The organism is Hymenobacter lapidarius (assembly GCF_001816145.1).
GTDB lineage: Bacteria > Bacteroidota > Bacteroidia > Cytophagales > Hymenobacteraceae > Hymenobacter > Hymenobacter lapidarius.
In genome coordinates this window covers 88763-115036 of the sequence record NZ_MDZB01000131.1, presented here as the reverse complement: position 1 = coordinate 115036, position 26274 = coordinate 88763, and the positions used below count along the sequence as shown (strand labels likewise).

The 26274-nt window shown below is 63.1% G+C and carries 26 protein-coding genes; 9 read left to right on the top strand and 17 right to left on the bottom strand.

What is annotated here, in order from left to right; all coding sequences use genetic code 11:
- Positions 1-14: 14 nt before the first annotated feature.
- The 4 genes from BEN47_RS15380 to BEN47_RS15365 form a co-directional block, all read right to left on the bottom strand.
- A complete protein-coding gene (locus BEN47_RS15380) occupies positions 15-545 on the bottom strand; it encodes a shikimate kinase (RefSeq protein ID WP_125921711.1) in 531 nt (176 codons plus the stop codon).
- A 3-nt stretch (positions 546-548) separates the two neighbouring features.
- The gene (locus BEN47_RS15375; protein WP_070729411.1) at positions 549-1607 is read right to left on the bottom strand and encodes an ABC transporter permease; all 1059 of its coding nucleotides are present in this window, start codon (positions 1605-1607) and stop codon (positions 549-551) included.
- A 49-nt stretch (positions 1608-1656) separates the two neighbouring features.
- Positions 1657-2826: a BT_3928 family protein gene (locus BEN47_RS15370; protein ID WP_070729410.1), complete on the bottom strand. Its 1170-nt coding sequence runs from the start codon at positions 2824-2826 to the stop codon at positions 1657-1659.
- Positions 2827-2946: 120 nt separating this feature from the next.
- Positions 2947-3483: a DUF1599 domain-containing protein gene (locus BEN47_RS15365; RefSeq protein ID WP_070729406.1), complete on the bottom strand. Its 537-nt coding sequence runs from the start codon at positions 3481-3483 to the stop codon at positions 2947-2949.
- Between the two features lie 132 nt (positions 3484-3615).
- Between BEN47_RS15365 and folP the strand changes: the two genes are divergently transcribed.
- From folP to BEN47_RS15350, 3 genes are all read left to right on the top strand, one after another.
- On the top strand, positions 3616-4494 hold the full coding sequence (folP, locus tag BEN47_RS15360; protein ID WP_070729472.1) for a dihydropteroate synthase: 879 nt from the start codon (positions 3616-3618) through the stop codon (positions 4492-4494).
- A 107-nt stretch (positions 4495-4601) separates the two neighbouring features.
- Complete coding sequence (gene cdaA, locus BEN47_RS15355; protein WP_070729404.1) at positions 4602-5444, top strand: diadenylate cyclase CdaA; 843 nt, start codon at positions 4602-4604, stop codon at positions 5442-5444.
- A gap of 128 nt (positions 5445-5572) precedes the next feature.
- The gene (locus BEN47_RS15350; RefSeq protein WP_070729402.1) at positions 5573-5935 is read left to right on the top strand and encodes a hypothetical protein; all 363 of its coding nucleotides are present in this window, start codon (positions 5573-5575) and stop codon (positions 5933-5935) included.
- An 81-nt stretch (positions 5936-6016) separates the two neighbouring features.
- Here the strand turns inward: BEN47_RS15350 and kbl are convergent, their stop codons facing one another.
- Both kbl and BEN47_RS15340 read right to left on the bottom strand, forming a co-directional pair.
- On the bottom strand, positions 6017-7270 hold the full coding sequence (kbl, locus tag BEN47_RS15345; protein ID WP_070729401.1) for a glycine C-acetyltransferase: 1254 nt from the start codon (positions 7268-7270) through the stop codon (positions 6017-6019).
- Between the two features lie 123 nt (positions 7271-7393).
- Positions 7394-8491, bottom strand: coding sequence for a patatin-like phospholipase family protein (locus BEN47_RS15340; RefSeq protein WP_083322472.1), 1098 nt, complete (start codon positions 8489-8491; stop codon positions 7394-7396).
- 108 nt (positions 8492-8599) lie between these two features.
- On the opposite strand from BEN47_RS15340, the gene BEN47_RS15335 reads away from it, so the two are divergent.
- Complete coding sequence (locus BEN47_RS15335; protein ID WP_070729396.1) at positions 8600-9592, top strand: NAD-dependent epimerase/dehydratase family protein; 993 nt, start codon at positions 8600-8602, stop codon at positions 9590-9592.
- 124 nt (positions 9593-9716) lie between these two features.
- On the opposite strand, the gene BEN47_RS15330 is transcribed toward BEN47_RS15335, so the two are convergent.
- The 4 genes from BEN47_RS15330 to BEN47_RS15320 all read right to left on the bottom strand — a co-directional run bounded on the left by BEN47_RS15330 (position 9717) and on the right by BEN47_RS15320 (position 14279).
- Positions 9717-10586: a TolB family protein gene (locus BEN47_RS15330; RefSeq protein WP_070729394.1), complete on the bottom strand. Its 870-nt coding sequence runs from the start codon at positions 10584-10586 to the stop codon at positions 9717-9719.
- Positions 10587-10685: 99 nt separating this feature from the next.
- Complete coding sequence (locus BEN47_RS22285) at positions 10686-10964, bottom strand: hypothetical protein (RefSeq protein WP_239691628.1); 279 nt, start codon at positions 10962-10964, stop codon at positions 10686-10688.
- Positions 10961-13219: a zinc-dependent metalloprotease gene (locus BEN47_RS15325; protein WP_239691627.1), complete on the bottom strand. Its 2259-nt coding sequence runs from the start codon at positions 13217-13219 to the stop codon at positions 10961-10963. The genes BEN47_RS22285 and BEN47_RS15325 overlap by 4 nt, the downstream gene beginning before the upstream one ends.
- Before the next feature lie 175 nt (positions 13220-13394).
- Entirely contained in the window at positions 13395-14279 is an 885-nt protein-coding gene (locus tag BEN47_RS15320) for an alpha/beta fold hydrolase (protein WP_070729392.1), read from the bottom strand.
- A gap of 124 nt (positions 14280-14403) precedes the next feature.
- On the opposite strand from BEN47_RS15320, the gene BEN47_RS15315 reads away from it, so the two are divergent.
- On the top strand, positions 14404-15150 hold the full coding sequence (locus BEN47_RS15315) for a DUF3891 family protein (RefSeq protein WP_070729390.1): 747 nt from the start codon (positions 14404-14406) through the stop codon (positions 15148-15150).
- Between the two features lie 64 nt (positions 15151-15214).
- Here the strand turns inward: BEN47_RS15315 and BEN47_RS15310 are convergent, their stop codons facing one another.
- The gene (locus BEN47_RS15310; protein WP_158011044.1) at positions 15215-16039 is read right to left on the bottom strand and encodes a hypothetical protein; all 825 of its coding nucleotides are present in this window, start codon (positions 16037-16039) and stop codon (positions 15215-15217) included.
- A gap of 210 nt (positions 16040-16249) precedes the next feature.
- Between BEN47_RS15310 and BEN47_RS15305 the strand changes: the two genes are divergently transcribed.
- Both BEN47_RS15305 and BEN47_RS15300 read left to right on the top strand, forming a co-directional pair.
- Positions 16250-17218, top strand: a complete 969-nt coding sequence (locus BEN47_RS15305; protein ID WP_070729388.1) for a YihY/virulence factor BrkB family protein — start codon at positions 16250-16252, stop codon at positions 17216-17218.
- A 201-nt stretch (positions 17219-17419) separates the two neighbouring features.
- Complete coding sequence (locus BEN47_RS15300; protein ID WP_125921710.1) at positions 17420-18457, top strand: hypothetical protein; 1038 nt, start codon at positions 17420-17422, stop codon at positions 18455-18457.
- 73 nt (positions 18458-18530) lie between these two features.
- Here the strand turns inward: BEN47_RS15300 and rlmN are convergent, their stop codons facing one another.
- The 3 genes from rlmN to BEN47_RS15285 all read right to left on the bottom strand — a co-directional run bounded on the left by rlmN (position 18531) and on the right by BEN47_RS15285 (position 20648).
- On the bottom strand, positions 18531-19613 hold the full coding sequence (gene rlmN, locus BEN47_RS15295; protein ID WP_070729384.1) for a dual-specificity RNA methyltransferase RlmN: 1083 nt from the start codon (positions 19611-19613) through the stop codon (positions 18531-18533).
- Between the two features lie 68 nt (positions 19614-19681).
- Positions 19682-20122 (bottom strand): energy transducer TonB, encoded by a 441-nt coding sequence (locus BEN47_RS15290; protein ID WP_083322470.1) that lies wholly within the window; start codon positions 20120-20122, stop codon positions 19682-19684.
- Positions 20123-20165: 43 nt separating this feature from the next.
- Positions 20166-20648: a thioesterase family protein gene (locus tag BEN47_RS15285; RefSeq protein WP_239691626.1), complete on the bottom strand. Its 483-nt coding sequence runs from the start codon at positions 20646-20648 to the stop codon at positions 20166-20168.
- Positions 20649-20901: 253 nt separating this feature from the next.
- Here BEN47_RS15285 and BEN47_RS15280 point away from each other — a divergent pair, with 253 nt between their 5' ends.
- Positions 20902-22188 carry a DUF2157 domain-containing protein gene (locus BEN47_RS15280; RefSeq protein ID WP_070729379.1) on the top strand — a complete coding sequence of 429 codons (1287 nt, stop codon included), beginning with the start codon at positions 20902-20904 and terminating at the stop codon, positions 22186-22188.
- Positions 22181-22753: a GDYXXLXY domain-containing protein gene (locus tag BEN47_RS15275; RefSeq protein WP_158011042.1), complete on the top strand. Its 573-nt coding sequence runs from the start codon at positions 22181-22183 to the stop codon at positions 22751-22753. The genes BEN47_RS15280 and BEN47_RS15275 overlap by 8 nt, the downstream gene beginning before the upstream one ends.
- Before the next feature lie 61 nt (positions 22754-22814).
- Here the strand turns inward: BEN47_RS15275 and BEN47_RS15270 are convergent, their stop codons facing one another.
- The 3 genes from BEN47_RS15270 to bshC all read right to left on the bottom strand — a co-directional run bounded on the left by BEN47_RS15270 (position 22815) and on the right by bshC (position 26270).
- Entirely contained in the window at positions 22815-23651 is an 837-nt protein-coding gene (locus BEN47_RS15270) for an energy transducer TonB (protein ID WP_083322467.1), read from the bottom strand.
- Between the two features lie 337 nt (positions 23652-23988).
- A complete protein-coding gene (locus BEN47_RS15265) occupies positions 23989-24573 on the bottom strand; it encodes a 5-formyltetrahydrofolate cyclo-ligase (protein ID WP_070729378.1) in 585 nt (194 codons plus the stop codon).
- Positions 24574-24677: 104 nt separating this feature from the next.
- Positions 24678-26270: a bacillithiol biosynthesis cysteine-adding enzyme BshC gene (bshC, locus tag BEN47_RS15260; protein ID WP_070729376.1), complete on the bottom strand. Its 1593-nt coding sequence runs from the start codon at positions 26268-26270 to the stop codon at positions 24678-24680.
- Positions 26271-26274: the final 4 nt, after the last annotated feature.

The following is a 26274-nucleotide window of genomic DNA, read 5'->3' as shown; positions in this document are numbered from 1 at the left end:
GCGCCAAGCGGTAATCACGTGTTTTCGCTCAGCACAATGCCCGCAGCGGCCAGTTGGGCAGCCACGGCTGTGGCCGTGCAGGCATCGGCCGGGCAGCGCAGCCGGGCCTGCTGGTAAAACTGCGTACGCGTGCTTAGGGTTTCGAGCAGCCACTTTTCGGTGGGGCCGCTGGTAGCCAGCAGGGGCCGGCTTTTGGTTTCGGCCGCCGCCGCCAGCCGGGCCGCGAGCAGGGGCACCGGCACATCGAGCCAAAGGGTGACGCCGTGGGCCTGCAGCACCGCCAGATTGTGGTGGAAACAGGGCGTGCCGCCCCCGGTAGCCAGCACCAGCGGGCCGGGCTGCGCCGTGACTTCGCGCAGCGTGTCGGCCTCCAGTTGACGGAAATGCGCCTCGCCATGCTGCAGAAAAATAGCGGGAATGACCTGTCCGGCCCGCGCCACAATCTCGGCATCGAGGTCCAGAAACGGCAGCGAGAAATGGTCGGCCAAGGCCCGGCCCAGCGTCGTTTTGCCCGAGCCGGGCATGCCAATGAGGAAGAGTTTCACGGTCTAGCTGAGTTTTACGCGTGGGTCGAGCACTGCATACAACACATCGACCACAATATTTATGACCACGAACAGCGCCGCCACAAACAGGGTTGCGCCCATCACCACCGGGAAGTCCAGGTTTTCCACGGCCCGCAGCGTCACAGTGCCCAGGCCTTTCCAGTTGAAGATGTACTCGATGAAAAACGCGCCCGCCATGAGCGACGCCAGCCACCCCGACACCGCCGTGACCACCGGGTTGAGGGCGTTGCGCAGGGCGTGGTGCAGCACGGTGGCCCGCTGGCTCAGGCCCTTGGCCCGCGCCGTGCGGATGTAGTCCTGGCTCAGCACGTCGAGCATGCTGGAGCGCGTGAGCTGCGTGATAATGGCCAGCGGCCGGATGCCCAGCGCAATGGCTGGCAGCAGCAGGTTGCGCAGCACCAGGTGCCTTTCGCCCGTGAAAGGGTCGGTTTCGTACAGCTGGCCGGTCAGGCTCAGGCCGGTCCAGTGGCTCCAGTAGAAGCCAAACGTGACGGCAATGACAATGGCGGCCACAAACGACGGCACCGAAATGCCCAGCACCGAGGTGGTCACCAGCGTGCGGTCGAGCCCGGACTGGGGCCGCAGCGCCGCCGCCACTCCAAACGCCACGCCCCCGATGCTGGCAATGACCATGGCCGCCAGCGCCAGCCACATGGTGCCGGGGAAATAATCGAGCAGAATGCGCAGCACGTCCTTGTTGCTTTGAAAAGAGCGCCGCAGGTAGGGCGTCTTCAACACCAGGGCCTGGCCGCCCAGCGGCAGCAGCGCCACGCCGCCGTAGCGCGCCTGGCCGGCCGAGTCGCGCGGGTGCAGGCCCAGTGGCGACACGTCGTTGAGGTAGCCCGCCAGGCGGGCCGGCAGCGGCTTGTCCAGGCCCAGGTCGGCGGTGATGGCGGCCTTGGTGGCCAGGTCCGTGCGCTGGCCGGCTAGTAGGGCGGCCGGGTCGCCGGGCAGCACGTTGAACAGCAGGAACACCGTGCAGGCCACCCCCACCAAAACCAGCAGGCCCTGGGCCAAACGACGGAGGATAAAAGAAAGCATGGAGGTAACCAATCAGTGTGAGCAGTCCGACGCCGAAGCAGCTGCCGGGTTATCGGAAGGTTTGCGCCAGCGCTTTCTCTACCTCAAACAGCTCGGGGATGTCGTGGTAATGGTACTTAGCCTGTACCACGCCATTGTTCAGAATGACCAGGCCGGGGTTGGAGCGAATGATGGATTTGAGCACCGTGGCGTCGGCAAAGTAGTAGGGGCCGGACAGGTTCATGTCGTGCCGGAACGAGTCGAACTTAGCCGGGCTGGTGCTGGTGATGGTGAGCGCCGTGATGTCTTTGCGCGACTTGGCGGCGGCGGTCATCAGCGCGTTGATGGCCTCAAACCGGTCGCGGTCGGTCTTGTTAGTGTTCTGCACGATGAGTACCAGCTTGTTGCCCTTGAGCAATTCCCCGGTGTAGGAGTTGCCGTTCACGTCCGAAATCTCAAAATCGGTGATGACTGGGCGCGACTGCTCCGGGTTGAGGGTCGCCATGGCTTGGTACTGCCAAGTGGAATCGGTGGGGTACTTGTCAAACTCCTTGGTTTCGCCATTGCGCGTCATGGTGTATCGGTAGCGGGCGGGCTCGGCAGGCTTCATCAGTTTACCAATGTCGTTGCCCACCTTGTAGGGCAGAAAGTCAAGATACGGCAGGTGGCCCAGCGCCCGCATCCCAATGCCAATGGCAATGGCCGAAACAAACGTCATGGTCATAATGCCTTGCGTGCCCTGCACGTAGGCGTGGCGCAAAAACCGCTGGTTGAAGAACACAATGGCCCACAGCACCAGCAAAAACACGTCTTTGGCAAACGACGTCCAGGGCGTGAGCTTGATGAAGTCGCCGAAGCAGCCGCAGTCGGTCACCTTGTTGAAAGCGGCCGAATAGAATGTCAGAAAGGTGAAGAATACCAGCAGCGTCAGCAGCGCCCACAACGTGTGGCGCATGTGCCAGCGCAGGAGCAGGGCCACGCCCAAAATCACCTCCATCGAGCTGAGCACAATGGAAAGGGTGCGCGCAATGCCTTTGAAATAGAGAAAGAACGAGCCAAAATCGACGGCGAAGACCTCAAAGTATTCTTCCAGCTTGATGGCCGTGCCCACCGGGTCGTTCAGCTTGATAAGACCGGAAAAGATGAATAACGCCCCCAGCAAAAACCACGCAATGCGGGTGAGGGTGCGTAGCGGGTGCGGCACTGGTGCCGTTTCGGTACTGAAACTAGGAGTTGACATAAGACAAAGTAAGTCCGTGGCAAACGGCTGGACAGCGCGCAAAGTTTGGTTTGGTGGTGGGCCGCGATAACTGCGCGGTCGTGCTGGACACGACTTTCTTGTTGGCGGTTGCTGCGTTAGCTATTCCTCGCCGCGCAAAATCAGCGCGAACACGGCGTAGTTCAGCATGTCGCGGTAGCTGCCTTCCACGCTCTCGCTCACCCAGGCGTCGCCGCCGATGTTTTCGAGCTGCTTCACGCGGTGCAGCTTCATCAGAATGAGGTCCGTGATGCTGGCCACGCGCATCTGGCGCCAGGCTTCGCCGTAGTCGTGGTTTTTGGCCAGCAGCAGGCGGCGGTTTTCGGCTGCCTCATGGTCGTAGGCGGCGGCCACGGCCTCGGCACTCATGTCCAGCGGGGTGCCGGCGGGCAGGTGCAGCTGCATCAGAGCAATGAGGCAGTAGTTGACGATGGCCACGAACTCCTCGTTCACGTCGTCGGCCACCAGCTGCACGCCGGTTTCCTGGATGGTGCGGACGCGGTTGGCTTTGATGAAAATCTGGTCCGTGACCGACGGCAGACGCAGAATGCGCCAGGCCGTGCCGTAGTCGTGGGTTTTGGCCAGAAACAGGGTGCGGCAGCGGTCCAGCAGCAGGTCGTAGTGGTCGGGAGTTTGCACGGTTGGGGCAGGGGGGAAGAGGTCAGGGGGGAAGAGGGCAGGGGGAAGAGGGAATGTAATCAGGTGCCCATCGCCGCTGCAAGTTCGCTACCGTCTACGGATATTGAGCCCTTGTTCCGTCCGGCCACGCTCATGCCCTCCTACTCTCCTGCCCTCTTTCCCTCTTACCCCAATTCGCTCCTCTCGCCCCACGGCCGGCTGCTCAGCCTGCACCAGCCGCGGGTGATGGGCATCCTCAACCTCACGCCCGACTCTTTTTTCGCCGGCAGCCGCGTGGCTTCGGAACAAGACCTGCTCGCGCGGGCCACAGCCATGCTGGCCGCCGGAGCCGCCGTGCTCGACCTAGGCGCCTACAGCACCCGGCCCGGCGCCGACGATATTTCGGAAGCCGAAGAAACCCGGCGGCTGCTGCCCGCCGTGCAGCTGCTACGCCAGGAGTTTCCAGAAGCCTTTTTGTCCGTCGACACTTTCCGGGCCCGCGTGGCCCACGCCGCGGTGGTCGCCGGGGCCGACATGGTGAACGACGTGGGCGGCGGTACCCTCGACGCGGCCATGTTTGCCACCGTGGGCCGCCTGCGGGCGCCCTACGTGCTGATGCACCTGCGCGGCACGCCCCAAACCATGACCCGCCTCACGCACTACGACGACGACCTGGTGCTCATCCTGCTGCGCCACTTCCGCGACGGTCTTGTGGCCCTGCGCCAGGCCGGCGTGGTCGATGTGCTGCTCGACCCCGGCTTCGGCTTTGCCAAAACCGCCGCCCAGAGCCACGAGCTGCTGCGCCGCCTGCCGGAGCTGCAGGCCCTGGGGCGGCCCATGCTGGCCGGGTTGTCGCGCAAGAAAATGGTGTACGGGCCTTTGGGGCTCAGTCCCGATTCGGCCCTCAACGGTACCACTGCCCTGCACATGGTGGCGCTGCAGGGCGGGGCCCGGCTGCTGCGGGCGCACGACGTGGCCGAAGCCCATCAAACCATACAATTATTTGCGAATACCTTTCCAATGGCGGAATAAAGGCCGTAATTTGAGTGCTGGTAGGCTTGCCGTGCAACGGCCCCGCTCCGGAGCGTCTCTTTTACCCACGGCTCCCTGTCTGCCGCACTTTTCTTCAGCCCCGCCATATGTCCGGCCCTTTCCCCATCAATTTCCTGCATTTCGGCTGGATTGACGCGGCCGATGTGCTTTTGGTGACCATCCTGCTCTACCAGCTCTACAAGCTGCTGCGCGGGTCGGTGGCCCTGAATGTGGCCCTGGGCCTGGTGTCCATCTACCTGCTCTACCTCGTGGTGAAAGCCACCGGCATGGAGCTGCTCACCAAAATCCTGGGGCAGTTTATGAGCGTGGGCGTGCTGGCCAGCATCATTTTGTTTCAGCAGGAAATCCGGCGGTTTCTGCTGAGCGTGGGCAAAGCCACGGCCCTGGAACGGGTGCGCGGCTGGAAGTGGGGCCGCCCCGCCACGGCCACGCCCCTGTCGGTGGGCCCCTTCGTGGAGGCCGCCAAAAGCCTTTCCAACAAGTTTACCGGCGCCCTCATCTGCTTCGCCCAGGCCTCCGACCTCACCCCGTATGCCGAATCCGGCGACCGGCTCGACGCTGAAATCAGCAAGCGGCTGCTGCTTTCCATTTTCAATAAAACCAGCCCCCTGCACGACGGCGCCGTGATTGTGGCCAACGGCCGCATCCAGGCCGCCCGCTGCATTCTGCCCGTGAGCGAAAACCCCGACGTGCCCGCCTCGCTCGGCCTGCGTCACCGGGCCGCCATCGGCCTGAGCGAAGTCACCGACGCCGTGGTGCTGGTGGTGAGCGAAGAAACCGGCGCTATGAGCTTGGTGTATCGGGGCGAAGTATACCGCAACCTGGCCACCTCCGAGCTGCGCAACCGCCTCAACGAGTGGCTGCTGAGCAGCGGCACCGGCCGCCCGGCCGCCAGCTCCAGCAGTTCGGTAGGCGTGAAAGCGGCCTGAGTGGAACAACGCCAGAAGAGCGACAAATACAGCCGGCCGGCGTCAGCTGCGGCTTGGGCGTAACCCTGCTGCAGGAGCCTCGTTTAAGCTAATGTAATTAGTTTGAGGTCCCCAATAAATTTAGTTATATGAAAATCTCAGTTGAAGCAGGCCAGGACAAAGGCTTCCTGCCCGACGGCCGCCACGTGGTCGAAATCACCGCCATTGAGGAAGGCACCAGCGAGCACCAAAATGTGCCTTTTTTCGCTGCCCGCATGGAAAGCGAAGATGGTTATGTATCGCAGCGCTTCTACAATTCCGAAGCCGGCCATCCCATCATCCTGCAGCTGTATTCGGCCGCGGGCATCAAGCCCGAAGAAGGCAAAGACCTCGACACCAAGCAGCTCATCGGCAAGCGCTTGTCGGTGGAAGTGAGCGACCATTCCTACGCCGACCCCGTGAGTGGCAACGAGCGCAGCGTGCGCCAGGCCACAGGCTTTAAAGCCGCCTAGCCTCCATCCTGCGAAGGCCCAAAAAAAACCGCTTCCTGTGCAAGGAAGCGGTTTTTTTTGGCTTGATTATTTGGCTAAAAATCAGGGCGTGTTGGTCACCACCTGCTCGCCTCGGGGTGCGTCAGCCGCTGCGCCGGAATCTTTCAGCGTGCCCAGCTCTTTGCCCACGGCGATGAAGGCGGCAATGGCCTTGTCCAGGTGCGCGCGGGTGTGTCCGGCGCTGAGCTGCACCCGGATGCGGGCCTGGCCCTGCGGCACCACGGGGTAGTAGAAGCCCACCACGTAAATGCCCTTGTCGAGCATTTTGGCGGCGAATTCCTGGGCCAGCTTGGCATCGTAGAGCATGACGGGCACGATGGGGTGCTGCCCGGGACGAATGTCGAAGCCGGCGGCCGTCATCTTTTCGCGGAAGTAGGTAGTGTTTTCTTCGAGCTGGTCGCGCAGGGCGGTGCTTTCCGTCAGCAACTGTAGCACGCGCAGTGAGGCGCCCACGATGGCGGGCGCCAGGGTGTTGGAGAACAGATACGGCCGGCTGCGCTGGCGCAGCATGTCGATGATTTCTTTGCGGCCCGACGTAAAGCCGCCCATGGCGCCGCCCAGGGCCTTGCCCAGCGTGCCGGTGATGATGTCGACGCGGCCCATCACGTCGCGCAGCTCGTGAGTGCCGCGGCCGGTTTTGCCCAGGAAGCCGCTGCTGTGGCATTCGTCCACCATCACTAAGGCCTGGTATTTGTCGGCGAGGTCGCAGATGAGGTCGAGCCGAGCAATGGTGCCGTCCATCGAGAACGAGCCGTCCGTGACGATGATGCGGTGGCGCGAGCCCTTGGCCTGGGCGTCCTGGAGCTGCTTTTCCAGGTCGGCCATGTCGTTGTGGAGGTAGCGGTAGCGCTGGGCCTTGCACAGGCGCACGCCGTCGATGATGCTGGCATGGTTCAGCGCATCGGAAATGATGGCGTCCTGCTCGTTGAACAGCGGCTCAAATACCCCGCCATTGGCGTCGAAAGCCGCGGCGTAGAGAATGGTGTCCTCGGTGCCCAGGAACTCGGCCAGCTTGGCTTCCAGCTCTTTGTGAATATCCTGGGTGCCGCAGATGAAGCGCACCGACGACAGGCCGTAGCCGTGCGAATCAATAGCGGCTTTGGCGGCGGCAATCACCTCGGGGTGCGAGCTTAGGCCCAGGTAGTTGTTGGCGCAGAAGTTCAGCACTTCGCCGGCCTCGTCGGTTTCAATTTCGGCGCCCTGGGGCGAGGTAATGATGCGCTCCTTCTTGAAAAGGCCGGCATCCTTTATTTCCTGAAGCTGCTGCGTGAGGTCGGGCTGGAGAGTGGCGTACATGGGTCGGTGGGAAGTGGTGAGAAGTAGTGAAGCAAAATTACACAGTTGTAGCGTGCCAGCCGTACAACCGCGTTGCGGGCGAGATGCTTCGGCGGTGCTCAGCATGAACGGTCCTTCTTGGCCTTACTTGGGCTGCCGCGCCATAAACGCCTTCACTCCCTCACGCCCGCTATCCATTAGCGCCTTTTTCTCTACATCTGTCACCCGCTTGATTTTGGGACTAAAGCCCAGAAAGTTGATGCTCACGGTGCGTTTCCAGTCCTGCGGCTGCACGGGGTTGAGGTTTTCGAGGGCTACGGTGTAGAGGGCGCCCACATAGGTGTTGAAATCCTGAATGTCGTACGGGGCCAGCTGGCGGCGGCCGGTGGTGGCCGTATCCATCGGAATCTGCTCGGCGCGGTCGAGGCGTAGGCCCAGGGTTTCGGGGTTGAAAACGTTGCCGCTGGCATCGGGCGTGGCGGCGGTGCCAGCGGGCAGGTAGCGGGGCTTGTCGAATAAATCGACGGGGTAATTCGCCAGCAGGCCGCCATCCACCAGTACCTGAACGGGCTGGCCGGGCGTGGGCGTGCCGGTAATGACGTTGTTCTGCGCATCGAGCAGCACGGCCCGGAAATACAGCGGAATGCTCATGCTAATGCGCACGGCGTCGGCTACGCGCATGGCGGGCGTGGTTTCGTAGCTGAACACCTGCACGCGCTGGGTGGTGAGGTTGGTACCGGTGGTGTAGAGGTCGCGGAAGCGCGTGGGCTGGGCCAGGGCCAGGGCGTGCAGCTCGCCCAGCGTCAGGTCGGGCTGCTTGGTTTTGCGGGCCACCAGTTCGCTGAGGTAGGTGGCGAACTCATCGCCGCGGTACCAGCCGTACTGCTTTACCAGCCGGTGGCTGCCGCCGAAAAAGATGAAGCGGCCATCGTTGAGGCGCTGCACGGGCGTGGCATTCACCACCGCAACAATTTCGCTGGCTGAGTAGCCCACCGCCAGCAGCGCCGCCTGAATGGCGCCCGCTGAGGTGCCGCCCACCCGCGTGATGCCCGCGAGGACGCCTTGTTGTTCCAACTCCTGCAGGGCGCCGCCGTAGGCAATGCCGCGAATGCCGCCGCCTTCCATCACCAGGTTGCGGTAGCGGGGTGGGGAAACCGCCGCTGGTGGCTGGCCACTGGCCGCGCTTCTCGCCAGCAGCATCCATAAACTGATAAAACCTATAAAAAAAACGCGCTTATACATGGGGCCAAATATACCGTAGCGCGCAACAGCTGCTGTGGCGACGGCCGGCCCGGTATCTTTGCACCTTCATCTGCATTCCCACCATCCCACCCAACCCCGACTCCGCGCATGGCCACCACTCCCGGCGACACTGAAATCCCTGTTTTACCCGGCTCCGTGCTGGTTATTGGCGCCTGCGGCCAGCTGGGCCTTGAGCTGGTAGCGGCCCTGCGCCAGCGCTACGACCCCAACTGCGTGGTAGCCGCCGACGTGCGGCCCCCCAAAAACCCCGAGCTGCTGGCCGGCGGCCCTTTCGAGCTGCTCGACGTGCTCGACCGCTCGCGCCTCGATAAGCTCATTCGCCAATACCGCCCCAAGCAGATTTACCACCTCGCGGCCCTGCTCTCCGCCACGGCAGAGAAAAACCCGCTTTTCGGCTGGCAGCTGAACATGGACGGCCTGCTCATCGTGCTCGAAGCGGCCGTGGCCCACGGCGTGGCCCAGGTGTATTGGCCCAGCAGTATTGCCGTGTTCGGCCCCGACACCCCGCGCGACAACACGCCGCAGGTCACCATCATGAACCCGAATACGGTGTACGGCATCAGCAAGCTGGCCGGCGAGCAGTGGTGCGAATGGTACCACCGCAAGCACGGCCTGGACGTGCGGAGCCTGCGCTACCCCGGCCTCATCGGCTACAAGAGCCTGCCCGGCGGCGGCACCACCGACTACGCCGTGGACATTTACCACAAGGCCGTGGCCGGCGAGAATTACGAGTGCTTCCTGAGCGAGGACACCTACCTGCCCATGATGTACATGCCCGACGCCCTCAAAGCCACGCTGGACCTGATGCACGCCCCGGCCGACCAAATCAAGGTGCGCACCAGCTACAACCTGGGCGCCATGAGCTTCTCGCCCGCCGAAAGCGCCGCCAGCATCCAGCGCCACCTGCCCGATTTCAACGTCACCTACCAGCCCGACGGCCGCCAGCAAATCGCCGACTCCTGGCCCGCCAGCATCGACGACTCGAAGGCCCGGCAGGACTGGGGCTGGCAGCCCGATTTCGACCTGGATAAAATGACAGCCGATATGCTGCTGCACTTGAAAGAGATGCAGCCGGCGTAGCCTTTTTTTTATTCTCGCTATGAAAAGGCCTCGTGTTCAGCCTCCGGCAGGAAGTTGAGCACGAGGTCTTTTTTATGGTAATGCGCTATTTGGCAACGCGTTAACCTCGCCGGAAATTCCGGCGCTATTCGTCCACTACCACCGCCAGTTTATCAGCAGCAGCGTTGATGGCCAGGCGGCTGGCTTTCTTCAGCGCCGTGGGGGCCCCTTTTATCGTCACGGGCTGCCAGGTGCCGCGGGCACCGGGGCGGCGGCTGTAAATCTGTTCGCCGTTACTCATTAGCATGAGCCCGTTGCGCGTCCAGGCCACGTCCTCTGACCCTGCCAGGCCCGGCGCGATGGTGGTGATGGCGCGGGTTTTCGTATCGAACCGCTGAATGAGCCAGGTGCCCTCCGGGGTTTGTTGCATGAAGCTGATGGCCGCCTGGTTGGGAATGCGCTTGATGGAACGCCCAATGTTGCGGGCCACCACGGTGTCGCGGCCGGTGGCCAGGTCGTGGTAGTGCAGCGCGTTGACGGGCGTTGCCAGCACAAACAAGAGCAGGCGGGTGCGGTCAATCCAGGCGTGGTACCCCACTTTCAGGTTGTCAATCAACACGGTGGGCGGGCCGCCTGCCAAGGGATATTGGCCCAGGTCCTGGTTCCCGTTGTCGCGCTGAATGATGCAGGACAGAAACTGCTGGTCTTCGGTGAGGGTGGGCGAAAACTCCCGCTCGCGGGTGGTGGTAATGGCCTGACTTTGGGCTGATTGGTAGTTGTAGGCCCGCAGGTCGGTCCGGCCGCTGTCGGCCACAGCCGTGTAGTACACCAGCGGCTGCGTGGGGTGGAAGAAGGGCTGGTTGTCGTAGCCCACGTGGGGCGTGATGTTGAGCGGCTTGCTCAGAACCACCTTCGTGCCTTTCACGGCCAGGTCGAAAAGGTAAATGTCGGTGTTTGGCTGGGCCGCCGCCAGAAAAGGCGCTAAGCAGCAGCAGAAAGCAATAAGTTTTTTCATCGGGAAGGGGACAAAAAGAAGTGAAAATAAAGCCTGAGCGTAGAGCTTATTCGACAAGCTCAGCATGACCGTTCATTTTTTGCCTATTCAGATAGACTTTTAATCTATGAACCCCATGCCTGGCATGCCGATGGGCGCTCCGGGAGGCATTTCCACGGCTGGCGGCGGCGTGAACTTGCCGGGCTCGGCTCGGAAGCGCTGGATTTCCGACAGCCCGAACAACACGTTGGCTTGCTGCGGGGCCTTGCCCCGTTTGGCCTCCTTGCTCATCCATTTTTCCAGCCCGTCTACCGCCAGCAGCGCCTGGCCGCGCACGCTGGCCGCAGCGCGGGTGTCGGCCGCCAGCTGCAGCAGGTGCTGCAGGGTCAGGTTGTTCACCACGGTTTGCAGGGCGCGGCGTAGCCGGTTTCGGGCTTGGCGCGCCAAGTGCTGGCTAGCAGCTGCTCCACCACGGGCTGGAACCCGGGCTGCCTGCTGTCGCGGGCCTGATACTCAATCAGCCGCGCGGCGCGCTGGGGGCTCAGAATAGCGGCAATGGTGGGCGCGGCGGCGGCTTCGGCGGCGGCCAGCGGGTCGAAGGTGGGGCCGGTGTAGCCGCCGAAGGTTTCCAGCGTGGCCGGGTAGCCCGAGGGGCGGGGCGGAATCTTGGCAATCAGCGCCTCGGGCAGCTGCAGCGCGGCCGGCGAGATGGTGGCCAGCAGCGCATTGAATGCCTGCCACTGCACGGCCGGTTCCACCATCTGGGTGGGGGCCTGGCCATCGTTCTTCACGGCGTGGCTGAAGTACTGCCCGCCCAGCGACTTAGCCACGGCTTCTACCTGGTAGCGGTGCAGCAGGTAAATGGGCACCAGCACCTCCTCCAGCGTGGCCATGGGCGCCTCCGGCCGAATGGCTTTTTCCGAAAAGCGGTCGAGTACGCTGCGGCGCACGGCCATCAGGGAAGTCAGCTGGGCCACGGGGTCCGTGCCTTCGTCCCACTGGTTGGCCGCCGGGTGGGCGTAGCCGCCAATGTCGGGAATGAAGCGGAAGCCCTGCTGCAGCGTCTCCTGCATGATGCGGTCCAGGGCCTGGTTTTCGTCGGTGCCCGCCGGAAAGTCGGCGTAGCCCCACTGCACGGCGCGCTTGTCCCAGCTGCCAATGCCCGTGGCGTAGGCCTGCGACACGTCAAGCCGGCCATCGGCCTGCATGGTGAAGCGCGGGAACGGGTAGTCCATCACCGAGCCGCGGTCTTTGCTGCTGGCCGTGAAGTTGTGGTGCAGCCCCAGGGTGTGGCCTATTTCGTGGGCCGACAGCTGGCGGACGCGCGCCAAAGCCAGCTGTTCCATCTGCTCGGGCACGGGCTTGCCGTCCTCGTAGGGCTGCAGCAGGCCTTCGGCGATGAGGTAGTCCTGCCGGTGCCGGTCGGCGCCGAGCGACACCACGCCCTTGATGATTTCGCCGGTGCGCGGGTCCACGTACGAGGCCCCGTAGGAGTACGCCCGTGGGGTGCCGGAGCGGTTTATCCAGTTCACCACGTTGTAGCGTATGTCCAGCGGGTCGGCCCCCACCGGCAGCTCTTTTATTTGAAAGGCATTCTGGTACCCGGCAGCCTCAAAGGCCTGGTTCCACCACGCGCCCCCTTCCAGCAGGGCTTTTTTGATGGCGGCGGGCGCGCCCCGGTCCACGTAGTACACAATGGGCTCCACGGCTTCGCTCACGGCCGCCGCGGGGTCTTTCTTGGCCAGCCGGTGCCGCACGGTGAAGCGCTGGGCCAGCGGCTGGCTCATAGGCGCGGCAAAATCCAGGTAGCTGAAGTCCTGAAAGCCCGAGCGTGGGTCAAACTTGCGGGTGCGGAAGCCCTTTTCCGGCAGCGCAATGAAGGCCTGGTGCATCTGCACGGTCACGGCGTTCGGGTCGGGCGCAATGAGATTGTCGGCGCCGCGCCCCGGGGTGCTCGTAAACGTAACCAGGGCCTCAAACTCCGAGTTTTTGGGAAAGTTGCGGGTATTATCCAGGTACACGGCCGAGCGCGACTCGTCGACTTTATAGCTGATGGGCTGCCCGCCGCCGGGGCCGCCCATCAGGCTGGCGCCGGGGCCCTGGTAGCCGCGGCTGCCCAGGCCTTCGGCAATTTTCTGGCTGTCGCGCACCAGAAATGGGGTTAGGTCCACTAGGGCTTTGTTGCCCTCGATGGCAACTGGCACAAAGCCCCAGATAACCGATTTGGCAAAGGCATTGTCCACGGCGCGCTGCTCGTCGGCGTTGTCGGTTACGGCGCGGTAGTCGTAGTTGGGTTCCACCAGCAGCACTTTGCCGCCCACCCGGATAAACTTGGCAATGGCCGAGTTGCTCTGGCCCCGCTCAATGCCCTTGCCCACGCTGCTGGCCATGGAGCCGAAGTACAGAAATTCTTCGTTGAACCGCTCGATTTCCAGCAGCACCTTGCCCGTTTTCTGGTCGTAATAAAATGGGAAGTACCCGTCGAATTTCTGCATGCCCTTGGTCTGCGCGGCCAGGGAAGTGGCTGGCGTGGCGGGTGCTACCTTTTTCGCGCCAGCAGCAGCCGGCCGTTGGGCCTGGGCGGCCGGGCCCAGCGCGGTTAAGAGAACAAATAATGTCAGAGCAAGGGAAGAAGTAGGTACAACGTGCTTCATGCAGGGAAGGGAATAAGGCGCGAATTCAGTCCGGCAAGGTTACAATAAATTGAGCAATGAATGCCACGTGCTCAGCATGACAGGGCCGGAGGGAATAGCTGTGGGCTAATGAAGTGCCTTCAGCTGCCGGTGGCCGGGGCCGCGCCGGCTGCGTCGAGCAAGGTCCGCATTGCGGTCAGTATGGCCTCCCAGTTTTCCAGGTACAGCATGTGGCCCTCGCCGGGCAGCAGGTGCACGTGGGCCCGGGGCAGCCGGTTCGCCAGGTACGGAATGTTGCCGGGTGCCCACACGCCATCGTCGGTGCCGTGCCACAGGCTGATGGGCGCCTGCACGTCTTCAATGGCAAAGCCCGGGGGGCGCACCACGCCTGCGCGTCGTCGTACACGCCGCGGCCGTGGTGCGCAAAGCCCTGCGCAGCCGCATCGCGCAGCAGCTCCCGGAAGCCGGGCCGGCCGGTCACGTCCTGCTCCGCCTCCCACATCAGGCGAATAAACCAATTGATGGTGGTGTCGGGGCGCCGGGCCCACTGCCGGCTGAGCCACAAAAAAGTGGCCCGGTTCAGCCACGGAAACCCGGTCTGGCCCCAGCGCAGAGCCTTCCACAGCGGCGACAGGTGCCGGTAGGAAATGGGCTCGCCCAGCGGCAGGCAGGTGCTGAGCAGTTGCCCGGCGGCCACCCGCTGCGGGTAGCGCGCGGCCAGCGCCAGCGCGTGCACTCCACCCACCGACCACCCCATCACGCCCACTGGCCCGGCTATTTCCAGGGCGTCGAGCATGGCCACTACGTCATCGGCAAAGGAGGGAAAGGTGAGGCGGCGATACACGCTGGACTGGCCCACGCCGGGCCGGTCGGGGGCCAGTACCTGCAGCTGCAGGCGAGCCAGCAGGGCCGTAGCGGGCGGCAGTTCGCGGCCCGAGGACCCAAAGCCGTGGTGAAACACCACCGGCTGGTGCGTGGGATTGCCGTAGCGCGTCAAGCCCAGGGTGCGGCCATCGGGGAGCCGCACGGTGAGCGGGGTGAACAGGTCGTGGGCCAGGCGGCTTTCCTGGGGTTCGGGCATGGGTGAACTACGAAGAGCGAGCCACGGAGTTGGCGCGGTGGCGGATGGAGTGGCGGGGGGCCGGGCGCACAACCCGGGCCCTTCTTTTACAGTTGTACAGGCCTAAACTTGGCTTCGTTTTCTGATGATAGTAAACTCCACCCCCGCTGGCTGGCAAATTATTTACCAACAGGCCCACGCCCTGCTGGCTACGCAGCTGGCCTGGCACTGGCCCCACACCCTGGAGCCCGACCGCTGGGTGGGGCTGATGGCCGCCATTGCCCAGCACGACGACGAGCAGGCGGCCTGGCGGGGCCGCGGCGGGCACCACGGCCTCACGCCCGCCGGCGCCCCGGCCAATTTCACCCAAAAGGAATTTTCGCTGGAACAGGCCACCGGCGTGCTCACGGCAGCCCGTTTCCAGGGGCGCTGGCGCAGCCTTCTCACCAGCCTGCACCTGAGCTGTTTATACGAAGGGATGCGGGGCGATACCGAAGAAATAACCTCTTTCCTCGACTACCTCAAGGCCCGCCAGCAGGAGTGGCGCCGCGCCCTCAAGATTACCAAGGCCGAAGCCCAGCAGGCCTACGACCTGCTGCACTGGTGCGACCGGCTGTCGCTCATCCTGTGCCGGCACGAAATCCCGGAAATGGGCCGCGCCGTAGAAATCCACCGCGGGCCCGATGGCACCATGCACACCCTGGCCCAGCCCGAGCCCGGCGGCCCGGTTATCATTCACCCCTGGCCGTTTCGCGAAAAAACCGCCTCCGTGAGCGTGGAGACCAGCGTGCTCACGCAGCTGCAGTTCCAGGACGATGCCGAGCTGGCGGGCGCTTTGCACGCCGCGCCCATCGAAACCCTGTGCTGGGAATTGCGGCCCAGCGCGAAGTAGCCGCGCAACATATTGGCCCCCGGTACTGCGCCACGTCTGCACGGTGCGCTGTGCAGACGTGGTTCTATTTGACTTTGGCTACCGGCGTGGTGCTGCTCATCACGCCTTCGGGCAGGGTTTGCACCTGGGCAATGTTGTCGAGGCGGGTGGGCTTGCTGGCATCGCTGCGGTCAGCGGCCAGCAGCAAGTTGCCAAACTTCGTGTACTGGTTCCAGCGGCGGCGGAAGCCCGGCTGGGCATCGGTGGCGTTGGCGAAGTACGCCCATTCTTCTACTAGGCCGGTGGCGCGGTTCACCAGCAGCTCGTATCGGTTTTGGGGCGTCACGCCCACGTTCTTGAACGTCATTTGCAGCAGGTCGGCGGTGGCGCCATCCATGGTTTTGGCTTCGCCTTTGTGGGTGAGGGTCACGCCGGAATCTTTCAGCTTAAACGGCATTACCAGCCAGTAAGCGTTGTTTATCCAGATGCCGGTCATGCGGTCCAGCACCTTCTGGCCGGTGGGCGAGGCCGAAATGTCCTGGCCGCGGCTGTACACGCGGCCTTGCTTGGTGTTTAGGTTGTAGTTGGCCACCAAGGTGTCTTTTTCCCAGTGAAAATCGCCGGTGTATTTGTCCCAAATTTGGTACTGGCCGCCAAAAAAGCTCCAGGCGAAGTAGCGGGCGTTTTTCCAGTTTTCGTAGCCGCCCATCTCGCGCATGGCGCGGTCAGCAATGGCCACGGCTTTGGCGTCGGAGCCGGCCGCGTCGAAGCCTTCGGCGGCGGGGTAGGAGGCGTTCCCCTTTATTTTAATTTTCTGGTTTTGGGCGTGAGCAGGCGCGGTCAAAAGGAGCAGGCCGAACAACGCGGGCACCAACGTGCGGGCAAATCGTAAACAAAAGCGCATGAGCATAACGGAAAAAAGTTGAACAAAGCTACTGCGTGCCCGGGGCACGCAGAACCGGCTGCGCGGGACGCGCCCGCTGCTGCTAAGGTAGCGCCGCCTCGCCGTGTGGCGCCAGCCGGCGGGACTGCGTGCGGGCGTTGCGGCCAACGCCACAGCACGTGGGCCGTATTACAAAGGACACACGCACCTTTGTTGCTGCTAACTATTTCCCGCTGCATGGCACATTATAAGTTTTCTGACGTTCTGGCCGTCCTCAAATCATCCGCCGGGGAGTTCGGCAACAACAATTCCTTTCGGCACGCGGCCGCTCTATCCTACTACACCATTTTTTCGTTGCCCCCGCTGCTGCTCATCGTCATCACGGTGGCCAGCGCGGTGTTCGGCGGCGAGGCCCTGACGGGCCAGGTCTACGGGCAGCTGAAAGGCTTGGTGGGCTCGGAATCTGCCAAGTTTCTGCAAGACAGCATTGCCAAATTTACCTTGCAGCAGCGCGGCCCGGTGGCCACGGCCATCGGCATCAGCACGCTGCTATTTGCGGCCACCACGTTTTTTGTTACGCTGCAGGAAAGCATCAACGACATCTGGAACCTAAAGGTGAAAACCGAAGGCATCGGCATCGGCGCTTTCATTAAGCAGCGGGTGCTGTCGTTTGGGCTGATTCTTAGCGTGGCCCTGCTGCTGCTCATTTCCTTTGTGGTAAGCGCTGTGCTGAGTGCGTTCACGGGCTGGCTGCAGGAACTGCTGCCCATGATAGGCGTAATAGCCATTCGGGTGGTCGATTTTGCCTTGTCGCTGGGCGTGACCACGCTGCTGTTTGCCCTAATTTACCGGTTTCTGCCCGATGCCATCATCCGCTGGAACGACGTGTTGATTGGCGCTTTCATCACGGCCCTGCTGTTCGTGATTGGCAAGTTTCTCATTGCTTTTTACATTGCGAAGGCCGAGCCGGGCTCGGCGTTTGGAGCGGCGGGCTCGGCCATTGTGCTGCTGTTGTGGGTCAACTATTCGTCGCTCATCATCTTCTTCGGGGCCGAGTTTACCCAGCAGTTTGCCGATGCTTACGGACAAAAAGTGCAGCCTAAAGTCCACGCCGTGCGCGTGCGGCTGCAGGAATACGCCCCCGGCGAGTCAGAAGAAGAAAAAGCCACCGGCCGGCCCCGTTCTACCGGCAGCTGGCGCGGGTAAAATATTTCAGCCCCTAATATCCTTTAATTCCTGCTGATTTGATTGTTTTGCTAGTATGCAATCAATTCTTTGTGAACAGTATACGGCGAGAATAGTCTTAAGTTTTGTGTTTGAATCCGGTGCTGTAAAGTCCTTTTTTGTAAATAGTTTTTTGCAATCATAGCGGGTAAACACAGCATCTTTGGGGAAAACTACCTCCCCATGAAACAGACTTTACGCGCATTGATTCTGGCGCTGGCCCTGGCCGGCACCACGGCCCACGGCCAAACCGCCCCGCCCACCGTTCCGGCGTTGCCGCCGGCCGCCGCCCCGCTGCCCAAAGAAACCTACCTGCTGGGCCGCAGCTACCGCGTCGAAACGATGAAAGGCACCTCCTTCACCGGCACGCTGGTAAGCATGAGCCTCGACAAGCTGGAATTCGACGCCCAGGAGATGGGCCGCGTAAGCCTGGAGCGCACCCAAATTCGCCGCGCCGACCTGCAGGGGCCGGCCGCTGCCGGCGTAGGCAACAAGCCCGGCTACTTCGACATTGGCAACGGCAACCGCCTCTTTTTTGCCCCCACCGGCCGCGGCCTGCGCAAAGGCGAAAACTCACTGCAGGCCGTCAGCCTCTACCTGATAGGTGGCAACTTCGGCATCACCGACAATATTTCCCTCGGCGGGTACGTGTCGGTTATTCCCGGCGTGGGCATCGGCAATCAGTTCCTGCTCCTCACGCCCAAGTTCAGCATCCCGGTGAGCAGCAAGGTGCACGTTGGCATCGGGGCGCTCTATTTGCGCATTCCGGACTTCGGCGGCACCCTGGACAAATCCTACGGCGCGGGCATACTCTACGGCGCGGCCACCTACGGCTCGGCCGACAACAACGTGACAGCGGGCCTGGGCTACGGCTTCTTTGAAGGCGAAGTCGGCTCTACTCCTATTTTGCAGTTTGGCGGCCAAAAGCGCGTGTCGCGCCGGGTGTCGCTCATCAGCGAAAACTACATCATTGCCGATTCCAAGGCCGGAATGGGCGGGCTCTACGGCATCAAAATCAACTGGCGCCGCACCAGTCTGGGCCTGGGCGCCGCTTACGTGGCCACCTTCCCCCACGACCGCACCAAGAGCTACACCGAATACGACGGCAGCCAGTACGTCACCACCACCCGGACTTACCGCCAGGGGGGCGAATTTGTCACCTCGTACATCATACCGCTTTACTACGATTTCACGTTCCGCTTCGGTAAGGGTGTGAAATAATAGTCGAAATCCTGAAACACAAAAAAAGCCGTTGGTAGTACACCAGCGGCTTTTTTTATGAAATGGTTGACCGTTATTCCGATGCCACTTTCTCCTCCTTCACGGCCAGCTGCCCGCAGGCGGCGTCAATGTCTTTGCCCCGCGAGCGGCGGATGTTGGTTTGCACGCCGCGGTCGGCCAGGTACTTGTGGAAGGCGGTGATTTTGTCGGCCTCGGCGTTCTGGTAGTCGGCGTTTTCGATGGGGTTGTACTCGATAAGGTTCACCTTGCAGGGCAGCCACTTCGCTATTTTGGCGAGGTGCTCGGCATCGTCCAGCCCGTCGTTGAAGCCATCGAACACGATGTACTCGTACGTGACTTTGCGGCCGGTTTTCTGGTGGTAGTACTGCAGGGCTTCTTTCAGCGCGGCGAGGGAATTGGCCTCGTTGATGGGCATTATTTCGTTGCGCTTGGCGTCGGTGGGCGCGTGCAGCGAGAGGGCCAGGTTGGCCTTCACGTCGTCATCAGCCAGCTTTTTTATCATCTTGGCAATGCCCGCCGTGCTGATGGTGATGCGGCGCGGGGCCATGTTCAGGCCATCGGCCGCGGTGATGCGGCGCACGCTTTCCACCACGTTGGCGTAGTTGAGCAGCGGCTCGCCCATGCCCATGTACACAATGTTGGTGAGGGGCGTGCCGTACTGGCTTTCGCACTGCTCCCGGATGCGCACCACCTGGTCGTAAATCTCAGCCGCGTCGAGGTTGCGCTTGCGGTCCATGTAGCCGGTGGCGCAAAACTTGCACGTGAGCGAGCAGCCCACTTGGCTGCTGATGCAGGCCGTCATGCGCGTGTCGTGCGGAATGAGCACGCCTTCCACCACGTTGCCATCGTAGAGCCGGAAGGCCGACTTGATGGTGCCGTCGTTCGAGAGCTGCTTGTTCTGCACCGTCACGCCGTTTATCACGAAGTGACTGGCCAGCAGCTCGCGGGTGGTCACCGAGATGTTGTTCATCTCCTCAAACGTGGCGGCGGTGTTCTTCCACAGCCACTCCAGCACCTGCTTGGCGCGGAAGGGCTTCTCGCCGTGCTCCACCATAAACGCCTTGAGGTCGTCGGGCGAAGTTTTGCGAATGTCGCGTTTGGTGGGCGTAGGGGCGAGGGGCAGTTCAAGTAACATAGCACAAAGATACAAGCCGACAGGGCGTTGGGTTCCCGCGAAAGCCCCGGCTAGGATTACTTCCTGCTTTAGGGTTTGCTAGCCGCAGCCGGGGCCTGGAATACGACGGGTAGCGTGAAGCTGTAGTACACCGCCCGGCCGTTCATGCGGGGGGGCGAAAGGCGCGGTAGGCGCTGCACAGCGGCTACCGCAGCCGAGTCGCAATCGGGCCGCAGGCCTTTCACCACTTTGGCTTCGGAAACGGCCCCATCGGTGGACACCAGCACGTCCACGAAGACCCGGCCCGCCACGCCGTCCCGTAGCGCCCGGGGCGGATACGCCAGCTGCTGCTGCACCGCTGCCGAAATGGCCGGGACTCCGCCCTTGCCGGCCAGCTGTGGTGGGTGGTCGATGTAGGTATACACGGCCTTTGGCGGGGTGGGTTGAGGTGCTTGTGCTGCTGCCGGTTGGATGCCCAGCAGCCAGCAGCTCGCGGCCAATGCGCTCAAGGGGCGTAGGAGAAAAGACATGTGACGTTTTGGGAGGTAGAATTTCAAATGTACGCTTGCTTACTCACTGGCTTGGTGGGCCCACCCGCGCCGCCAGTTCCTCGGGCAGCAGGCGCAGTTTGCGCACGTTGTAGTCGAAGCAGAGCATGCCGGTTTTGGCGCGGGCTATTTCCTTGCCGGCCTGGTTGTGCGCGTGGTACACCACGTCGAAACCGTACTTGTTGAGGTCGGCGGCGGCCATTTGGATGCGCAGCACATCGCCGTGAAAGGCCTCGCCCTTGTATTCAATGGCCACATCCACCATGATGAGGCCGAGCTTACTAATAGGGTCATAGTCGCTTTCCATGCCGATGGAGCGCAGGAAATGCACCCGTGCCTCGTGCAGAATGCTCAGCAGCGCGTCGTTGCCGAGGTGCCCGCCGTAGTTGAGGTCGGTGATGCGCACCGGAATCTCAGTCGTGAATGAGAAGGTGTCGGGCAGGGTTACTTTGATGCGGGCCATTTGGGCAATGAGTGAACGGGTGAATAAGTAAATGATATTACGCAACAGGGTGTAGCGCGAATTTTATAGTTCGCGTCCCCACGCCGGTCGGGTGGTTGCCCGCCGCCAAAGTCCCAAAGGTAGAAGTGCGAACGACGGCCCACGACGCAGGCACCGCCGCCGTGCCCGGCCAACCGCGAAGCAGCGCGGGCGCGGCAGCGCGAATGAGCGAGGGAATAGCTGCGTAAAGGAAGCATGATGTTCTTTTGCAATGCAGCCGGCTGGCTGCCCTCGGTCACTTCCTCACTCCGTCACGCGCTTGTCCCGTAAATTTCTCGAAACCGACGGCCCCGCCTGGGTCACCGACGGCCTCATCAGCGAAGAGCAGCGGCAACTGCTGCTGGCCCGCTACCCGCCCGAGGCCCAGGCCCTGGGCCTGCTGCCGGTGCTGGGCAGCCTCCTGGTGGGCCTGAGCGGCCTAAGCTTGGTGGCGGCCAACTGGCAGGCCCTGCCCGAGGTGCTGCGTCTGGCGCTGCTATTGGGCAGCCTCACGGGGGCCTACGCAGCTGGCGCCTACTTCCTGCGGCGCGGCAACCCCGATGTGGGCCACGGCCTCATTGGCCTGGGGCTGATATTGTTCGGAGCTAGCATCATTCTCACCAGCCAGCTTTACCAGCTGGTGGGCTACGACGTGAGCGGCCTGGTGGCCTGGGTGGTGGCCGGCGTGGCCCTGAGCTACGTGTACGGCTCGCGCCTGCTGGTGCTGCTCACCGTGTTGATTGGGGCGGCCGTGCAAACCTATTGCGTGCAGGCGCTGGGCAGCTTCAGCTACGCCACGGCCCTGCTGGTGGCCGGCGGCATGGGCTACTACTGGTGGCGCCGCCCCGATGCCGTGAGCAGCACCGTGCTGGCCGCGGGCCTGCTGTGGCAAGCTGGGTTGCTGATTATCGTGCTGCACGCCAAAATTACCTGGTTTTTCGTGCCTGCCATGCTCGTTTACGCGGCCGGCGACTGGCAACCCAACCGGGCGGGGGGCCGGGCCTTGCAGGGGCCGCCGCTGGTGGCGGCCTACCTGTTCATGTTCGGGCTGGCCACCTTTGGCGAAACCGATACCTATGCCAACGTGCTGCGGCCGCCGCTGCTGCCCTACCTGGCGGCGCTGGGCGCGGTGCTGGCGCTGTCGGTGGCCGGCAAGCGGGCGCGGGGCCGGCTCGGCACGCTGCCCGACTGGCTGCTGCTGCTGCCGGGGTTTTACCTGCCGGGCGGGCTGCCGCTGGCGGTGGCCACGCTGGTGGTGCTGTATGCCCACGCCGGCTCGGTGCTGGTGCGCGCCCACCGCGACGAAGACCCCGAGCAGCTCACCATCGGCGCGGTGCTATTTGTGGCGGCTACCATGGTGGCATATTTCAAGCTGACCTGGGCCTTTCTGGACAAGTCGCTCTTTTTCCTGCTGGGCGGCGTGCTGCTGCTCAGCCTGAGCTGGTACCTGCGCCGCCGCAATGCCCAGGTGCTGGCCGCCGCCGCCCCGCCCGTGGCCCAGCAGGCCGGAACCCCCGTTCCCAACGCCCCGGCATCTCCGCCCACTACCCCGCCGCGCCATGACTAACCCGTTTACCTGGGCCGCCGACCCGGTGCGCCGCCGACCCTTGCTGCGCCTGCTCGTTGCGGCCCAGGTGCTGTACGTGCTGGGCGTGGCGGCCGCGGGCTATGCCACGGCGGCCTTGGGGCAGAATATCATCCTCACCACCACGCCCATCGACCCGCGCGATTTGCTCTACGGCGACTTTGTGCGTCTGCGCTACAACATCAGCGAAACACCCCTGCGCCTGTGGCGCGACCCGGCCCAGCCGCCCCGCCGCCGGCAGGCCGTGTTCGTGCTGCTGGCCCCCGGCCCGGACAGCGTGAGCGCGCCCATCGGCGTGTATGCCAGGGCCCCAAAGCCGGGCGCCAACCAGGCCGTGCTGCGCGGCTGGGTCACGAACGTGTACCGCACTTCCTTCGCCCTGCGCTTCAACCTGGAGCGCTACTACGTGCCCGAGGGCAGCGGCCTGCGCCTCGAACGAGCCGGCCGCCTGCACCCGCTGCGCGTGCGCGTGAGCATTGCGCCCTGGGGCCAGGCCCGCATTGCCAACGTGGAAGAAACAGGGCGGGGGAGAACGAGAGCCAAGTAATGCCATTTCAGTAGGCTATCAGAGAAAAAAATAACGTCATGCTGAGCTCTTATAGCTTTCGCTATTGGATGCGGTAGGTAACGGGCACCGTGAACGACACGCTAACATCGCGGCCGTTCTGGCGGCCTGGAATGAACCTGGGCAGCGCTTTGATGGCCCGCATGGTTTCTTCATCCAATCCAAAGCCCAGGCCTTTCACGAGGGCCACGTCGATTACTTCGCCTTTGGCGTCCACGGTGAAACTCACGAACACTTTGCCTTCTATGCCGTTGGTCAGGGCCTGGCGGGGATATTTCACGGTGCGCTGAATGGCCGCCACCATGGCCGCGGTGCCGCCGCCGCCGGGCAGCTCGGGCATCTGCTCTACCGACAGGTAAGGCTTCCCTTTCACCGTTTCGCCCGTCGCGGCGTTTCCGGTGGGCGGGCCCAGCTCTGCGGGAGTCGCATCAGGCGAAGCACTGGAGTCGCCGGCAATGTTTTGCTGGCCGGATGCCTTGGTGGCCAACAGGTTGCGCTCCGGTACCTCGTCTTCTTTGGGCGCGTCCTTGTCCACTACCACCACCGGCACGAGGTCCTTGACGGTGGGGGGCTGGGGCGGCTGTACGGGCGGCTTGGCGGCGGGCGGCACGGGGGGCGGCACTACGTCGGGCCCCAGCGGCGGTAAAATGGGATTGATAAGTACCTCGGTCACGGCCACGTTTGGCGTCTCGGCCTTCAGCAGCTGCGCCACATACGGCAGCAGCAACAGCAGCGCGCACAAGGCGGTGGCAATGAGCAGCGCGCGCGTTACGTGGCGCTGGTAGGTGGCGCGGAGCTGGTAGGCCCCGTAGTGGCGGTTGCGACCATCGAACACGATGTCGTCGAGGCTGGCCGTGGCCAGCTGGGCATTGGTCATCATAAGGCAGCGGTTTTAAGAAAGTTGATATCGACTTGGGTACCAGTTTTTAAGTGAATTCCCTGTCAGAATTCACCTGGCCTTTCCTGCCGGGGATGCCCTCGGCTTCACCCTCGGAATCGTGTCGACGCTGGTCGACACCTGCCGTGTTCGTCGCTTGCCCGGCCGGGGTGGCCCGTTCGCATGTCGCTGCATTTCTGCCATGGTCTCAATCAGCACAGTGTGAAAGATACCCGACCAACGCAACGGCTTACGGCCTTATTGCGAGAATATTAGCCCCGAAAAATAAATTTTTAGCGGCATACTACTATGTCTGTGTGCCGCGTTATTTACAGATGTGCTAAAACCGCCACACCCTGCCCGGCGTCAGCCAGGCGTGCAGGGGCACATCGGTGGGCAGCACATCGGCCATGCGGGCCAGCGGCGGCCCATCAAGCAGGCTGAACCCAATAAACAGGGCACCGGGCCGGCACTGGGCCAGAAACCGGTCGTAGAAGCCACCCCCGTAGCCCACGCGGTGCCCGGCCTCGTCCACGGCCAGCAGGGGCACCAGCACGGCATCCAGCAGCGCGGGCGCCACTTCCGCTGCTTCCGCCACTGGTTCGGGAATGCCCCAGCGGTTCTCCAGGAGCGGAGTGGCGGGCGTCAACTCGTAGTGTTTGAGGGAAATGCCGTCGGGCTGGACCACGGGCGCGGCCAGCCGCACCGGCAGCTCCTCCGACCACAGCCGGCGGATAATGCGCCAGGTATCGGGCTCGTTGCGCCTGGCCAGCGGTAGAAACACGTGCAGCCAGCGCCACTGCGCCACCGGAAAATGCTGGAAGAGCTGCTCACAAACCTGCGTGCTACGTTGCGCCACCTCGGCTGCGGGCAGGGCGGCCCGGTGGGCCAGGGCGGCGCGGCGCAGGGTGGCTTTGGTGGTCATCTGTTGAGGCTCTCTGAAGCCGGCGGATTGCGAAAGCGGATGGCAGCTCAGTGGGAGGGGAGACCTGTTTTTGGGATGCAAAGAACAGGCCTCCCCCCGCGTATTTATTTCTCCTCCAGCACCGTGAACTCCAGCGCCAGCGGCTCAAAGGCCTTCACCACATCCTGAATAAACTCCGGGTTGTTGATGAGGATGCTAAGCACGTTTTCGCTGCGCTCCTGCAGGCCGCCGCCCGGGAAGAGCTTCTCCTTGAGGGCCGCCAGCTGCGTGTAGGCGGTTTCGTGCTTGGTTTCGGCGGCTTTGCTCAGGCGCTTTTCGAGGCCCGCGAGGCCGGCGGCGGCTTTCTGGGCTTCGGCGGCCACCGTCTTCACCAGCGTGGGGTCGAGGCGCTGGGCCACGTCCTGCACTTGCTGGAAAGCGGCGGCCAGGGCCTGCTGCTGGTCTTTGAAGCTGATTTCTTCCTGGCCCAGGGCGGCGCCCACCTGCTTTTTCAGGTCCGCTAAGGGCCGGAATATCTCGGGGGTGGTCAGGCCCAGCTTTTTCAGTTTGCCGGCATTGGCCCGGCTGATGTACTCGGCCGAATTGCGGGGCAGTACGATGGGCATGAGCACGCCAAAGGCCGCAAACACGTCCTTCAGCTGGAACCAATACGCCACCTCGGCCGCCCCGCCGATGTACACCAGGTTGGGCAGCAGAAGCTCCTGGTACACCGGCCGCAGCACCACGTTGGGGCTGAACTGCTCGGGGTGCTGCCGGGCCAGGGCCAGCAGCTCGGCCTGGGTGTGGTAGCGCGCCGTGTTCTGGATGCTTACCTCCACGCAATCGGCGCCGGTAGCGTCGGGTTCCAGCCGCTCGCGCTTGCCGGCATCGGTGATGTAAAACAGGTTGATGGGCCGTGAGTACACCTGCGGCTTGTAGCCCGCGGCGGTGAGGCGGGCATTGGTGGCCTGCACGGCGGTGTTGGACGCCTGCGTTGCTATTTCCTGCTCCAGCACCGGCACCAGCGCCTGTTTCAGGGCGGGTCGGTCGGCGTCCAGCGTCACCAAGCCAAACTCTCCAAACAGGGCATCGGTGAGCTTGCGCGTGGCTTCGGCCAGGTTTTTTGAGGTCGAATACGCTTTGTGGAAAGCGGCCGGCACCTCGGGCGGCAGCTGGCTCAGCAGCTGCTCGGCAAAGCCGTCGAGTGGCAGCCGGCCCACGGGGCCGCCGGTAGTGGCCGCGTCCCAGGAATACGTTTTGCCGAAGAGCGAGAAGTGGTTGATTTCGGCAAAGTCGTGGTCCTCCGTCGCCATCCAGTACACCGGCACAAAATCGTACTGTGGGTACGCTGCCTTCAGCTGGCGGCTCAGCTTAATGGTCGTGGCAATCTTATAAATAAAATACAGCGGCCCCGTGAGCAGGTTGAGCTGGTGCCCGGTGGTCACGGTGAACGTGGTGGGCTCGCCCAGCAGCAGCAGGTTGGCCTCAATGGCGGGCTCTGGCTCGGGGGCCAGCCCGTACTGGTCGCGCAGGGCCGAAACCAGGCGTTTGCGGGCCTCCGGGGTGTAGGCGGCTTTCTTCTCCTCCAGCTGAGCGGCCACGTTTTCCAGCGAAGGAAAGCGGTGGTAAAAGGGCGCCAACTCTGGCTTCTGGGCAATGTAGTCGGTCAGGAGACCGGAAAAGGCGCCGGTTTCGGCATAGGAGAGTGTCTGAACCACGGAT